Consider the following 12,944-nt stretch of genomic DNA (forward strand, 5'->3'; position numbering starts at 1 on the left):
CGAGCAAGCTCCCACAGTGAATCAGGTGTACGGAGCATTTGTGTACGACCTCGATTCCTGTGTGAGCGAGCTTGCTCGCGATGGCGTCCTATCTAACAACACCGTCCTCACGGCCTAAAGATATTTATCCGTCACAGCCCCCTCCGAAGCACTGGAAACAGTCTTCGCATATTTGGCCAACACCCCGCGCGTGTACTTGGACGGCGGCCGCACCCAGTGCGACTTGCGCTCGGCCAGCACGGCATCGGAGACATCCACCGTGATCTGCCGGGTTTCAGCATCGATGATGATCCTGTCGCCATTCTCGACCAGCGCAATCGGCCCGCCCTCAAAGGCTTCCGGCGTGATGTGACCGACCACGAAACCGTGGGAACCACCGGAAAAACGCCCGTCGGTGATCAGCGCCACCTCCTTGCCGAGGCCCTTGCCCATGACCGCCGAGGTCGGCGAGAGCATTTCGCGCATGCCCGGGCCACCCTTGGGCCCTTCGTAGCGGATCACGATCACTTCGCCGGGCTGCACCTCGCCATTGAGAATGCCGGCCAGCGCACCTTCCTCGCCGTGATAGACCCGGGCCGTGCCTTCGAAGCGCAGGCCTTCCTTGCCGGTGATCTTGGCCACGGCGCCGGTGGGCGAGAGGTTGCCGCGCAGAATGACCAGGTGGGAGTCCTTTTTGATCGGCTGGTCGAAAGGCCGGATCACGTCCTGGCCGGCCGGGTAGTCGGGCACGCTGGCCAGGTTTTGCGCCAGGGTCTGGCCGGTGACGGTCAGCACATCGCCGTGCAGCATGCCGGCATCGAGCATGCGCTTCATCAGCGGTTGAATGCCGCCGATGGCCACCAGTTCGCTCATCATGTATTTACCGCTGGGGCGCAGGTCGGCGACCACCGGGGAGACCTTGCCCAGCTCGACGAAGTCATCCAGGGTCAGTTCGACATCCACCGCATTGGCCATGGCCAGCAGGTGCAGCACGGCGTTGGTCGAGCCGGCGAGGGCGATCACCACGCGAATGGCGTTCTCGAAGGCTTTGCGGGTCATGATGTCGCGCGGCTTGAGGTCGAGCTTGAGCAGCTCCATCACCTGCTGGCCGGCGCGGAAGCTGTCCGAGGCCTTGTCGGCGCCAATGGCCTCCTGGGAGCTGGAGCCGGGCAGGCTCATGCCCAATGCTTCAATGGCCGAGGCCATGGTGTTGGCGGTGTACATGCCGCCACAGGAACCGGGGCCGGGAATCGCCACTTCCTCGATCTGCTTGACCTGGATCTCGCTGATATCGCCCCGCGCGTGTTGGCCAACGGCCTCGAACACGGAAATGATGTCGGTGTGGCCGGCGCCCGGCTGGATGGTGCCGCCATAGACAAAGATCGACGGGCGATTCAGCCGTGCCATGCCGATCAGGCAGCCCGGCATGTTCTTGTCGCAGCCGCCGATGGTCACCAGGCCGTCGAAGCCTTCGCAACCGGTGACCACTTCAATGGAGTCGGCGATCACCTCGCGGGACACCAGCGAATACTTCATGCCTTCGGTGCCGTTGGCGATGCCGTCGGAAATGGTGATGGTGTTGAAGATCACGCCCTTGGCACCGGCGGCATTCGCGCCTTTTTCAGCTTCGAGCGCCAGCTTGTCGATGTGCATGTTGCAGGGCGTGACCATGGCCCAGGTCGAAGCGATGCCGATCTGCGGCTTGGTGAAGTCTGCATCGGTAAAGCCCACGGCCCGCAACATGGCGCGTGCCGGAGCGGCCTCCACGCCGTCGATCACTTGAGAGGAGTACTTGCGCAGATCGTCTTTATCGCTCATGACTGCTCCTATCGCTCATGGCTGTTCCTGACACACTCGTTGAGAAAAACAGGATGAGTATAGAAGGCCGGGCGCCCGGGCCCGGACTAACCGGTCGGGAACAGACGCGCGGGTAAGCCTTGTCGTGATATTCTGCGCGCCAACTTGGTTTGACCTATTCAGTTTGCATGTCCTTGAGACGTGCCGACGGAATCACTGTCGCTCAAGTAGCTGAAGCCAATAAAGATAAAAAGTCAGTTCAGAAGGGACATTAAAGTGGGGTCGATGCGGTTCATCGGCCTTGTGTGCCCACCCTGCAATCCTTGAGTGCCGCACCCGTGACTGCCGTGAAACATGGGGCTGTGCGCGTGGGGATGGAAGGGCGGATGGCGTTTTATCATAGGTGCTACAGATGTTTAAGAAAGTGAACACGGCCCTGCTGGGGCTGGCTTTGTCGATGGGGATGTCTTCCGTCCACGCGCAAGAGGCAAAGAAAGTCGATGTGCTGCTGATCGGCGGCGGCATCATGAGCGCGACCCTGGGTGTGTGGCTCAATGAGCTGGAACCCGGCATGTCGATGGAAATGGTCGAGCGCCTCGACGGCGTCGCCCAGGAAAGCTCCAACGGCTGGAACAACGCCGGTACCGGTCACTCCGCCCTGGCCGAGCTGAACTACACCCCGGAAGACGACAAGGGCAACGTCCAGATCGCGAAAGCCGTTGAAATCAACGAAGCGTTCCAGATTTCCCGTCAGTTCTGGGCCTGGCAGGTTCAGCAAGGCGTGCTGAAGAACCCGCGTTCGTTCATCAACTCCACTCCGCACATGAGCTTTGTGTGGGGCGATGACAACATCAAGTTCCTGAAGAAGCGCTACGAAGCCCTGCAGGCGAGCCCGCTGTTCGCCGGCATGCAGTACTCCGAAGACCCGGCTGTGATCAAGCAGTGGGTGCCGCTGATGATGGAAGGGCGTGACCCGAACCAGAAAGTCGCGGCCACCTGGAGCCCGCTCGGCAACGATATGAACTTTGGCGAGATCACCCGCCAGTTCGTCGCGCACCTGCAAACTACGCCGAAGTTCGATTTGAAGCTGTCCAGCGAAGTGCAGGACATCACCAAGAACGAAGACGGCAGCTGGCGCGTCAGCTACAAGAACCTGAAAGACGGCAGCAAGACCGAAACCGACGCCAAGTTCGTGTTCATCGGCGCCGGCGGCGGTGCCCTGCACCTGCTGCAGAAGTCCGGCATTCCTGAAGCCAAGGAATACGCAGGGTTCCCGGTGGGCGGCTCGTTCCTGGTGACCGAGAACCCGACCATCGCCGAACAACACCTGGCCAAGGCCTACGGCAAAGCCTCCGTTGGCGCTCCGCCGATGTCGGTTCCGCACCTGGACACCCGCGTGCTGGACGGCAAGCGCGTGATCCTGTTTGGCCCATTCGCGACCTTCAGCACCAAGTTCCTGAAAGAAGGTTCGTACCTGGACCTGCTGACCACCACGACCACGCACAACGTGTGGCCAATGACCAAGGTCGGCATCAAGGAATACCCGCTGGTCGAGTACCTGGCAGGCCAGCTGATGCTGTCTGACGAAGACCGTATGAACGCCCTGAAGGAATACTTCCCGAACGCCAAGGCTGAAGACTGGCGCCTGTGGCAAGCGGGCCAGCGCGTGCAGATCATCAAGCGTGATGAAGCCGCCGGTGGCGTGCTGAAACTGGGCACCGAAATCGTCGCTTCGCAAGACGGCAGCATCGCCGGCCTGCTGGGCGCCTCCCCAGGTGCATCGACCGCCGCACCGATCATGCTGACCGTGCTGCAGAAAGTGTTCAAGGACAAGGTCGCGACCCCTGAGTGGCAGGCAAAACTGCACCAGATCGTACCGAGCTACGGCACTCAGCTGAACGCCAGCCCTGAGAAGGTTGCTGAAGAGTGGGCTTATACCGCCAAGGTGCTGGAACTGACTCCGCCACCCGCGGTGATCGCACCGGCCGTGACGCCAGTGACTGTCGACACTGCTGTGAAGGCACCGAAGGCTAATGCTGCGAGTGATATGGCTCTGTAATTAGAGACCCAATCAAAAAAAGCCCACTGAACCGGCGACGGTCAGTGGGTTTTTTTGTGGGCGAAGGGTCACATTTTTCTGGGCATTTTGCTCTTACGTTTCTCACTCCTGATCGAGTAAGTAGTTGCATTGATCAATAATGACATCCAGTTTGATTACCCATGGACGAACTTCGGCTCGCTTCCATTCCCGAGGATCAGCCCAGCCTAGAGCTTTTAGTCGAGCTGAACTAAACAATTCGTAGTCATATTTACTAATCGCAATTGAAGCGCTACTCCAACTGCGAGCTAGTAACGTTTCGGTGGAGCGCGATGGTTCCATACCTTGATCAAGGTCATACAAATAAGCTTTCGTAGCAATCACCGCATCCATGACTAGCTTTAAGGCTTCACGCTTCTTGTTCAGCTCTTCAGCTGTCTCATGGTTTCTTTCCTTCCAAAGCCTTACAGCATCGACAATTGCGGAAAATGCTTCGATAACCATTCGTTGATTCTCTGGTGGCGGTTTTTGGGAGACTCGTTGGACTTGCTGTTCGTTATCAAACGTGCAGGTGTACGAAGGAATGAAACAGTGAATACAGGGGCGAATCTACATTCGATACTGAGGGCAATAACAGAGTTTTCTAGTACCCCGAGACTACTCAATGGTAGGTCAACTCGCCTAATTTTCGAGGCAAGTGTGAACATGTTTTTGACGAGGTAGCGCCACACTAAACCACTAGGGCCCGCTACAAATGGTGGTCCTCCTAGTGGGCTAGATCGCGAACCACAGGGTTATGAGTTTTTTCATATTCACTCGGGCTTGCACATGAGAACCCACCTCGCTAACCTTCGCCCGTCGCTGCCAATTCAGCGAACGGGTGTGGTAGCCCGGTTTCTTCATAGACCCAGAACGCCTCAGGGCGTTTTTTTGTGCTGGCTGCTTTGTGGCGGCTGTGCATGGGAGGCTTCGGCCTGCCGGGTTTCTATGACCGGTCTACCACCCCGTGTACAGCCGTCTCCCTATTTTGCGTGGTAGCGAATGGAGAGATGCTCACTTCATAGGAGCTTCACAATGATAAAACCAACTCCGAATCCCCCTGATACGGACGCGCAGATAGACGTCGATTCCGAGTCCACATCTCGCAAGCCCCAAATGGCCAAGCGCCGTCCCAACCCAATCTTCACCATCGCCCCCAACGTCAACAACGAAACCCTCCTGGTTCACGCCTGTGAAACCCTTGCCTCGGCCAGTGTCATGGCAAGTGAACTGGCGTTTATCCTCAACGGCCCAAAATGCAATTTGGCGCTGGGCATTCAACAGATGATTACCTTGGCAGAGCTATCGGTGAACCGCGTGCTGGATCAGGTAGATCCGCAGTAGCAGGCGAGGGCGGTTTTAGCCTGATGTGAAAAAGCCCACTGAACCGGCGATGGTCAGTGGGCTTTTTTGTGGGCGATGGCACAGGCAGCGCTTTGAACCCGGAGTGTCTACGCCGTCCATAACGGGGGGTCCTGTCATCAATTGTCAAGTCACTGACGCTCAATGAGAAGCAGACAGTTTGGCCCTGACGATACTGATTTGTTTACCGACCACGGTAAGGCGAAACCGTAAGCCTGATACCTCTCCGCCCCGGCGGGAATTTGTATGAGCGAGCGTGCTCGCGATGGACTCAAGTGCGCTACGGTTAGTCAGTAAGCACGCGCTATCGTTAACGACATCGCGAGCAAGCTCGCTCCCACAGTCAGTTGCATCTCAATAAAACAATCATAGAGAGCGCAGAATGAAGTTCAGTTATGTAGACAACAGCCAGCCGACCCGCCGGCGGGTTTTACGCGATGCTTTCACTCTGGCTTTGGCGGCCTCGCCGTTGGCAAGCCTGGCCAGGGCAGCCGACGAATCCGCAGCGGCCAGCGAATCCGCGGAGGAAGTGACCTTTGCCGCCGGCCCACGACCGCTGGTGCAATACCCGCAAAAACGCCCGTTGACCCTGGTGACCACTCGGCCGCCGCATCTGGAGACGCCGTTCCCCGTCTTCAACGAGGGGCCGATCACGCCCAATGACGCCTTTTTCGTGCGTTACCACTTGGCCAATTTCCCGACCAGCATCGATCCGGACAGCTACCGCCTGACGATCAAGGGCACGGTCGACACGCCGTTGTCACTGTCCCTTGCCGAGCTCAAGGCGCTTGCCGAACCGGTTGAAGTGGTCGCCGTGAATCAATGTTCGGGCAACAGCCGTGGCTTCTCGATGCCCCGGGTGTTCGGCGCTCAGTTGGGCAATGGCTCAATGGGCAATGCGCGGTGGGTGGGGGTACCGCTCAAGGCTGTGCTGGAAAAGGCGGGGGTAAAAGCCGAGGCCAAACAAGTGACTTTCCGTGGGCTCGATAAACCGGTGCTGCCAAGCACGCCGGAGTACATCAAGGCGCTGGACATCAGCCATGCCATGGATGGCGAGCCGATGATCGCCTGGTCGATGAATGGCACCGACCTGCCATTTCTCAACGGTTACCCGATTCGCCTGGTGGTGCCAGGCTATTTCGGCACGTACTGGGTCAAGCACCTGAGTGAGATCGAAGTCGTCGACCATACCTTCGACGGTTTCTTCATGGCCAAGGGGTACCGGGTTCCGGATAACGATTGCTTCTGCATTGCCCCCGGCACCACGGCGGCGAAAACCCTGCCGATCTCCAAATTGCCGGTGCGCAGTTTCATCACCAGCGTTAAACACGGCGATGTACTGCCGCTGAACAAAAGCGTGCTGCTCAAGGGCATCGCTTTCGACGGGGGCGTTGGGGTCAACAAGGTGGAGGTGTCGATCGACGGTGGAAAAACCTGGCGCGAGACCCAACTCGGGCAGGACCTTGGCCGTTACTCCTTCCGTGAGTGGACACTGCCGATCACCTTTACCGGCAAGGGCGCCACTCAGTTGATGGTGCGAGCCAGCAACAGTGCCGGCGAGACGCAGCCGCTGCAAGCCGACTGGAACCCCGCTGGCTACCGCCGCCACGTCGTCGAAACCACCCACGTGACCGTCGCCTGAGGAGGGCCGCATGAAACTTGTGAAATGCATGACCGCCTTGCTCTGCGCGGCTCCGGTTTTTCTCACCACCCTGGCTGGCGCCGCACCGCTGTCCATCACACTGCCGCCTGAAACGGCTGTGTTCAAGCCCAGCACGATGCCTGGCTATGCTTTGGCGCAGCAGAAGTGTTCTGTCTGCCATTCGGCCGATTACATCAACTTCCAGCCGCCGGGCATGAGCCTGGCGCAGTGGACCGCCGAAGCGGGCAAGATGCAGCACGTGTACGGCGCTCCGATCAGCGACCAGGATGTGAGTGTTATCGGTGCTTACCTGGCGGTGACTTACGGCAGTGCGAAGGCGAGCGATGCCGATGTTCAGGCGGTCTCCAACCCGCCGGCGGATCAGCCACCCACGGTGTCGGTAGCGAAAGTTGCCTCGGCCTTGCTCCAGGACAACGCCTGCCTGTCCTGTCACGCAGTCGACCATAAGGTCGTCGGCCCGGCCTATCACGATGTGGCGGCCAAGTATGCCAATGACCCGCAGGGGCTGGCCCGGGTCATGTCGAGCATTCAGCACGGCGGTAGCGGAAAGTGGGGGGATGTGCCCATGCCACCGTTCGCGCAGTTGAGCTCGGACGACCTGAAAAGCCTGGCGACGTTCATCATGAAGCAGTGAATCAGCGTTAGCCTGATGCACAAAAGCCCACTGATCCGGCAACGGTCAGTGGGCTTTTTTGTGGGTGCGGGTTTATTCAAGACATCGAGGAGTTGGTCGCGCCGAAGCGCTTGAGAATGTCCTGGTACATTTTCGTCCGTCGATGATCTTGGCCATAGCCGCCCGCAGCAGCGACGGTGCCGGACTGGACGTGGTCCAGGTACTTGAATATTTTGCCGGGCGAAAGAAACACGACTTTGTAGCCAAGCCCGATCACGCGGTCTTGCAGCTCATAGCCGGGCACACGGTCATCGATCTGAAAATGCAAACCCTGCTGCTTGATCAGCCTGCCATTCCATAACGTGCAAAAGCTTTTCAGGTAGGTTTCCCGGTAGGGTTTCGGCTCCTTTGATCGCAGGCCCAGCGATTGTTTCAAGCGTCGATAGTGGTGTTTGATCAGGCGTGAAGTGAAGCGCCACGCGGTCCTTGGCAGTCCGCGGTTGAGTTGCTCGGTGCAACCGACCGCGATGACGTTTTGATCCTTGGTGCAGTGCTCCATCATCATCGCAAAGACGTTTGCATCGAAGACGAACGTGTCGGTGTGCATCAGGAACAGATAGTCGGTGCTGACCCTGGCCAGCGCCATGTCCAGCGCTTTGCCGTGGGCGATGTGCCCCGGCTCTTTGGTAGGGGCATCGCGCTCGATCAGGTTGATCCAGTCGAGCGAGCGCAAATATTCGACGCTGGCGTCCGCCGAATCGTTATCCACCACCCAGACCGCAATGCCGGCTTTTTGGACATGCTCCTGCAACAGCTCCAGGCAGATCCTGGTGAGCTCGGGGGTTTTGTAATTAACCAGAACGATGCTGAACGGTGGTTTGGCGTTTGTATCGACACTACCCATCTTCGAAATACTCGACGACCCGAAAGTGTCGAAGATTAGAGAAGCAACCTTAGCCCAAGCTTAATTTCACTTGGGCGGGTTGGCCGTTGGCATTCAGTCGACGTCGGAGTAGAGAGGCGCTTAGGGTTTGGCCGGGTTTTTCAGCTTCTCTTCGATTTTCGCATCGACCGCCGCGCGAATCTGATCAACGCTGAAACTGGCAGGCTTCTGGCTCGGCGGGTACTCGATGAAGGTCTGCAGGAAGCGCGCAGCCTTGGCCACACCTGCGGCCAGCAGGTAGGAGTTCTTCACGAGCCAGTCGTTGTACTGGTCCGAGACCAGGTCAGCCCGCTCATACGGGTCCATGCGCAGGTTGAACAGCTTGGGCACCCGCAGCGGCACGAACGGGCTGCTCCATACCGCAAAACCACCCGGTTCGCGCTGTTCGGCGAAGACCACTTTCCAGTTGTCGAAGCGCATGGACACCAGCACGCCGTCGTCGTTGAAGTAGTAGAACTCGCGGCGTTGCCCTTTAGGCTGTTGGCCAGTCAGGTAGGGCAACTGGTTGTAGCCGTCCAGGTGCACCTTGAAACTGGCGCCGCCCGAAGTCGGTGCCCAGCCTTTCAACAGCTTGTCCTTCACCTCGGTATCGCCAGCCGCCGCGAGCAGGGTAGGGAACCAGTCCATGCCCGAGAACATCTCGTTCGAAACTTCACCGGCCTTGATCTTGCCCGGCCAACGCACAATCGCCGGCACGCGATAGGCACCCTCCCAGTTTGAGTTCTTCTCGTTACGGAACGGCGTGGTCGCCGCGTCTGGCCAGGAGAACTGGTTCGGGCCGTTGTCGGTGGTGTAGACGACGATGGTGTTGTCGGTGATTTTCAGGTCGTCTAGGGTTTTCAGCAGTTTGCCGACGTCGCCGTCGTGCTCGATCATGCCATCGGCGTAATCGTTGCCGGGCATGCCGCTCTGGCCCTTCATCGACTCGCGCACGTGGGTGAACACGTGCATGCGGGTGGTGTTCATCCAGACGAAGAACGGTTTGTCGGCCTTGGCCTGTTTCTCGATGAACGTTTGCGCGGCGGCGGTGGTTTCGTCGTCGATGGTTTCCATGCGCTTGGTGGTCAGTGCGCCGGTGTCTTCGATCTTGCCGTCGGCGTAGCTGTGGATCACGCCACGGGGAGTCCGGGATTTGACGAAGTCCGGGTCGTCCTTGGGCCAGTACGGGCGCTCGGGTTCTTCTTCGGCGTTGAGGTGGTACAGGTTGCCGAAGAACTCATCGAAACCGTGGTTGGTCGGCAGGTATTCGTCACGGTCGCCGAGGTGGTTCTTGCCGAACTGGCCGGTGGCGTAACCCTGGGACTTGAGGGCCTGGGCGAGGGTGATGTCGCGTTTCTGGATACCGACCGGCGCCCCCGGCACGCCGACCTTGGTCAGGCCGGTGCGCAATGGTGACTGGCCGGTGATGAACGACGAGCGCCCGGCGGTGCAGCTGTTCTCCGCGTAGTAGTCGGTGAACAGCATGCCTTCGTGAGCGATGCGGTCGATGTTCGGGGTCTTGTAGCCGACCACACCCATGGAATAGGCGCTGATGTTGGTCTGGCCGATGTCATCGCCGAAGATCACCAGGATGTTGGGTTTGTCAGCGGCATTCGCCGCCAATGCCATGACCGTTGTCGCCACCATGGCGAGTTTCGGCAGCCACTTTTTTATGCGAGTCATCTGACTGGCTCCTTGTTGACGGGCGTCGCGCAAGGCGACCGGTTCCGATGTTCAAGGGTCGTCAGAAACTAAACGCCACCCGTATCAGGTGGCGTAGTTGTCGATGTGCAGCACCGCACCGGTGACGCTGGCACCCGCGCCACTGGCCAGCAACAGCAAGGGACCGTTGAGTTCCTGCAGACCCGCGTCGTTGCCGCGTCCGGCGGCAATCACATTGACCCGGATCCGGTGCGGCGTCAGCGACTGGGCCATGGCCCGGCTCATGCGGATCAGGCTGCTGTTGGAGCGCAAACAAGGGTTGGGCTCTCTGATCGGTCGGGGCGGCGGTTCGATGTTGACGATGCTACCGCCACGCTCGGCCTTGATCATGTGCTGGCTGGTGCAATGGATCAGGTGATTTTTCAGCACCACGTGCTCACGCTCGGCGCTGTTGTTGATCAGTACATCGATGCTGCCCAAGCGCTCTTCGACGGCCTCAAGCGCCGCTTCGATGCTGGGACGGCGGGCGCTGTCGAGGCTGACGATCAGCACTTCACCACCCTCCCAGCGCAGGTCGGCCACCAGCTGCTCAAGTTGCGCAGGGTGTTGCGCGCCGAGGGCCACCCGGGCGCCGGCGAGGCTGATCAGCCGGGCGAAATGGGCGCCGAGTCGGGTGGTGGCATCGGCTACCAGCACGGTTTTGCCGGCCATGGAAAAGGGCTGCATGAGGTCGCTCATGAAACTGCCTCCATCGGCATAGTGCGGCGTGTAATGGCCGCACGGCGCAGAGGTGGGCGAGGTGATGCGATGGGCACGGCACCGAGCATTTTCAGCACCAGTTCCGAGTAATGGCGGATCACGTCGTCGACGCTCCAGCGGCCATCGGCCTGATACCAGACACAGGCATGCGTCAGCATGTTGAACAGGGTGCGCGCCATCAGTTTGGGTTCGGCGCAGCTGAGCGAGCCTTCACGCACGCCTTGCTCCAGCAGATCTTGCAGGCCCCTGAGGTAAACCCGTCGCGCCTGGCGGACCTGGGTCAAGGATTGTTCATCCAGGCTGCGCAATTCCAGGTTGCCGAGAATGGCCTGATCCTGATGTTCCAAGTGATAACGCACATGGCAGGCGATGAACGTGCGCAGTTTCGTATCGGCCCGCGCAACGGCGGGGCGGCTGCGTGCCCATGCCTGGGAAATCCCCTGGAAATATTCCAGAACCAGCTCCAGCAGCAACTCGCCTTTGCCTTGGTAATAGAGGTACAGCGTCGAGGGGTTGATCCCCGATTCAGCCGCCAGTTGCCGAAGGCTCATCGAGCCGTAGCCATTACGCGAGATCAGTTTGATGGCAGCCTGGCGGATATTGGTTTCAGTCATGTTCATGGTGTGATCCTGCGGTCATCGATCTCAAAGTCAGCAGAGCCAATGTGGCGAGGGGGCAGTTGTGGCGAGGGAGCTTGCTCCCGTTCGGCTGCGAAGCAGTCGTATCTCTGCCGATGCGCAGCAACTGACAGATTGTCGGGGGCCGCTTCGCAGCCCAGCGGGAGCAAGCTCCCTCGCCACAGTGGTTTTGCTTGTTGCTTGTCGGTTACTGCAGATTGCCGGCCACCGCGATGGTCTGGGCCGTGATGTAGTTCGACTCCGGCGAGCAGAACAGGTACACGGCGTCGGCCGCTTCCTTCGTGGTGCCCGGGCGGCCGAGCGGGTTGCGCTGGGCGAACGATTTGGCCGCTTCCGGGCTGATGCCGACACGGATGTCGCGGCCTTCGATGTTCACCGTGGCGCCGGCATGGGCGTCGGCGCTGGTCATGCGGGTTTCGATGAAACCGAAGGCCACGGCGTTGACGTTGACCTTGAAGCGGCCCCATTCCCGGGCCAGCGCGCGGGTCATGCCCAGTACACCGGCCTTGGCGGAGGAGTAGTTCATCTGCCCGGCATTGCCGTTGAGCGCCGACACTGACGAGATGTTCACCACTTTGCGGAACACTTCGCGCTCTGCTGCGGCGTCCGCCTGGGCCTGCGCCTTGATGATCGGGTAGGCGGCACGCAGGATGCGGAACGGTGCGGTCATGTGGCAGTCGAGAATCGCGTACCACTGCTCGTCGGTCATCTTCTGGATCACGTCGTCCCAGGTGTAGCCGGCGTTGTTGACGATGATGTCGATGCCGTTGAAGTTGTCCATCGCGGTCTTGATGTAGCGCTCGGCGAAATCCGGGGCGCTGACGTTGCCGTGACACACGGCGGCTTCGCCACCCATCTTGCGGATCAGTTCTGCGGTTTCATGGGCCGGATCGGCGTCCAGGTCGTTGATCACGATGCGCGCGCCTTCGCTTGCCAGTTTCAGGGCGATCTGCTGGCCGATGCCACGACCGGAACCGGTGACCAGTGCGACTTTGCCTTCGAGTTTTGCCATGGGGTGTTGCTCCTCAATTCTTGGGTTTGTTTACAGAGCGATCACAGCGTCACCAACAATTTTGGTGTCGCCGTATTGGTTGGTGGTGCGCACTTCGACCTTGATGCGTTGCTCGCCGTCGACTTCAAAGCGCTCGACGACGGTGCCGGTGCAGGTGATCTGATGACCCAGGTGGGTGATGCCGAGAAAGCGCACGCCGAACTCGCGCAACTGGCGCTGATCGACCCACTGGGTCAGCAGGCGACCGAGGTAGGCCATCGACAACATGCCGTGGGCGAACACGTCAGCCATGCCGGCTTTGCGCGCGTAATCGGTGTCGATGTGAATGGCGTTGTGGTCACCGGACGCGCCGGCGAACAGCGCCAGGGTGGTGCGGTTGATCGGCGGCAGCGCCAGCGGTGGCAGGGTGTCGCCGATGTTGATTTTTTCCAGGCTTATGGCGTTCATCAATGTTCTCCGC

At 59.6% G+C, this 12,944-nt stretch carries 12 protein-coding genes; 4 read left to right on the forward strand and 8 right to left on the reverse strand.

From position 1 onward, the window contains the following. Window positions 1-114: 114 nt before the first annotated feature. The gene (gene ilvD / locus AC1DVE_RS05585) at window positions 115-1,797 is read right to left on the reverse strand and encodes a dihydroxy-acid dehydratase (RefSeq protein ID WP_223456057.1); all 1,683 of its coding nucleotides are present in this window, start codon (window positions 1,795-1,797) and stop codon (window positions 115-117) included. Window positions 1,798-2,188: 391 nt separating this feature from the next. Here ilvD and mqo point away from each other — a divergent pair, with 391 nt between their 5' ends. Continuing rightward, complete coding sequence (gene mqo / locus AC1DVE_RS05590) at window positions 2,189-3,835, forward strand: malate dehydrogenase (quinone) (protein ID WP_477783824.1); 1,647 nt, start codon at window positions 2,189-2,191, stop codon at window positions 3,833-3,835. 102 nt (window positions 3,836-3,937) lie between these two features. Here mqo and AC1DVE_RS05595 read toward each other — a convergent pair whose 3' ends face one another. Next, window positions 3,938-4,318: a hypothetical protein gene (locus tag AC1DVE_RS05595; protein ID WP_223456055.1), complete on the reverse strand. Its 381-nt coding sequence runs from the start codon at window positions 4,316-4,318 to the stop codon at window positions 3,938-3,940. A 570-nt stretch (window positions 4,319-4,888) separates the two neighbouring features. Here AC1DVE_RS05595 and AC1DVE_RS05600 point away from each other — a divergent pair. The 3 genes from AC1DVE_RS05600 (at window position 4,889) to sorB (ending at window position 7,512) form a co-directional block, all read left to right on the forward strand. After that, on the forward strand, window positions 4,889-5,197 hold the full coding sequence (locus AC1DVE_RS05600; protein WP_223456054.1) for a DUF6124 family protein: 309 nt from the start codon (window positions 4,889-4,891) through the stop codon (window positions 5,195-5,197). A gap of 400 nt (window positions 5,198-5,597) precedes the next feature. After that, window positions 5,598-6,857 (forward strand): SorA family sulfite dehydrogenase catalytic subunit, encoded by a 1,260-nt coding sequence (sorA, locus tag AC1DVE_RS05605; RefSeq protein WP_223456053.1) that lies wholly within the window; start codon window positions 5,598-5,600, stop codon window positions 6,855-6,857. A 10-nt stretch (window positions 6,858-6,867) separates the two neighbouring features. Further along, window positions 6,868-7,512 (forward strand): SorB family sulfite dehydrogenase c-type cytochrome subunit, encoded by a 645-nt coding sequence (sorB, locus tag AC1DVE_RS05610; protein ID WP_046040396.1) that lies wholly within the window; start codon window positions 6,868-6,870, stop codon window positions 7,510-7,512. A 76-nt stretch (window positions 7,513-7,588) separates the two neighbouring features. On the opposite strand, the gene AC1DVE_RS05615 is transcribed toward sorB, so the two are convergent. The 6 genes from AC1DVE_RS05615 to AC1DVE_RS05640 form a co-directional block, all read right to left on the reverse strand. After that, complete coding sequence (locus tag AC1DVE_RS05615; protein ID WP_223456052.1) at window positions 7,589-8,395, reverse strand: glycosyltransferase family 2 protein; 807 nt, start codon at window positions 8,393-8,395, stop codon at window positions 7,589-7,591. 120 nt (window positions 8,396-8,515) lie between these two features. Then, window positions 8,516-10,096: an arylsulfatase gene (locus AC1DVE_RS05620; RefSeq protein WP_223533317.1), complete on the reverse strand. Its 1,581-nt coding sequence runs from the start codon at window positions 10,094-10,096 to the stop codon at window positions 8,516-8,518. A gap of 84 nt (window positions 10,097-10,180) precedes the next feature. Continuing rightward, window positions 10,181-10,813: an SDR family NAD(P)-dependent oxidoreductase gene (locus AC1DVE_RS05625; protein WP_223456050.1), complete on the reverse strand. Its 633-nt coding sequence runs from the start codon at window positions 10,811-10,813 to the stop codon at window positions 10,181-10,183. Then, the gene (locus AC1DVE_RS05630; RefSeq protein ID WP_223456049.1) at window positions 10,810-11,454 is read right to left on the reverse strand and encodes a TetR/AcrR family transcriptional regulator; all 645 of its coding nucleotides are present in this window, start codon (window positions 11,452-11,454) and stop codon (window positions 10,810-10,812) included. Before AC1DVE_RS05630 ends, AC1DVE_RS05625 begins: the two co-directional genes overlap by 4 nt. Before the next feature lie 205 nt (window positions 11,455-11,659). Then, window positions 11,660-12,484 (reverse strand): SDR family NAD(P)-dependent oxidoreductase, encoded by an 825-nt coding sequence (locus AC1DVE_RS05635; protein WP_223456048.1) that lies wholly within the window; start codon window positions 12,482-12,484, stop codon window positions 11,660-11,662. A gap of 30 nt (window positions 12,485-12,514) precedes the next feature. After that, window positions 12,515-12,931, reverse strand: coding sequence for a MaoC family dehydratase (locus AC1DVE_RS05640; RefSeq protein WP_046040402.1), 417 nt, complete (start codon window positions 12,929-12,931; stop codon window positions 12,515-12,517). Between the last annotated feature and the right edge of the window lie 13 nt (window positions 12,932-12,944).

Source organism: Pseudomonas sp. P4_B4 (assembly GCF_056402255.1).

Bases quoted from the DNA above. Each gene is read 5' to 3' on its own strand.
- ilvD (WP_223456057.1), bottom strand. From the start codon at position 1,797: ATGAGCGATAAAGACGATCTGCGCAAGTACTCCTCTCAAGTGATCGAC.
- mqo (WP_477783824.1), top strand. From the start codon at position 2,189: ATGTTTAAGAAAGTGAACACGGCCCTGCTGGGGCTGGCTTTGTCGATG.
- AC1DVE_RS05595 (WP_223456055.1), bottom strand. From the start codon at position 4,318: ATGGTTATCGAAGCATTTTCCGCAATTGTCGATGCTGTAAGGCTTTGG.
- AC1DVE_RS05600 (WP_223456054.1), top strand. From the start codon at position 4,889: ATGATAAAACCAACTCCGAATCCCCCTGATACGGACGCGCAGATAGAC.
- sorA (WP_223456053.1), top strand. From the start codon at position 5,598: ATGAAGTTCAGTTATGTAGACAACAGCCAGCCGACCCGCCGGCGGGTT.
- sorB (WP_046040396.1), top strand. From the start codon at position 6,868: ATGAAACTTGTGAAATGCATGACCGCCTTGCTCTGCGCGGCTCCGGTT.
- AC1DVE_RS05615 (WP_223456052.1), bottom strand. From the start codon at position 8,395: ATGGGTAGTGTCGATACAAACGCCAAACCACCGTTCAGCATCGTTCTG.
- AC1DVE_RS05620 (WP_223533317.1), bottom strand. From the start codon at position 10,096: ATGACTCGCATAAAAAAGTGGCTGCCGAAACTCGCCATGGTGGCGACA.
- AC1DVE_RS05625 (WP_223456050.1), bottom strand. From the start codon at position 10,813: ATGAGCGACCTCATGCAGCCCTTTTCCATGGCCGGCAAAACCGTGCTG.
- AC1DVE_RS05630 (WP_223456049.1), bottom strand. From the start codon at position 11,454: ATGAACATGACTGAAACCAATATCCGCCAGGCTGCCATCAAACTGATC.
- AC1DVE_RS05635 (WP_223456048.1), bottom strand. From the start codon at position 12,484: ATGGCAAAACTCGAAGGCAAAGTCGCACTGGTCACCGGTTCCGGTCGT.
- AC1DVE_RS05640 (WP_046040402.1), bottom strand. From the start codon at position 12,931: ATGAACGCCATAAGCCTGGAAAAAATCAACATCGGCGACACCCTGCCA.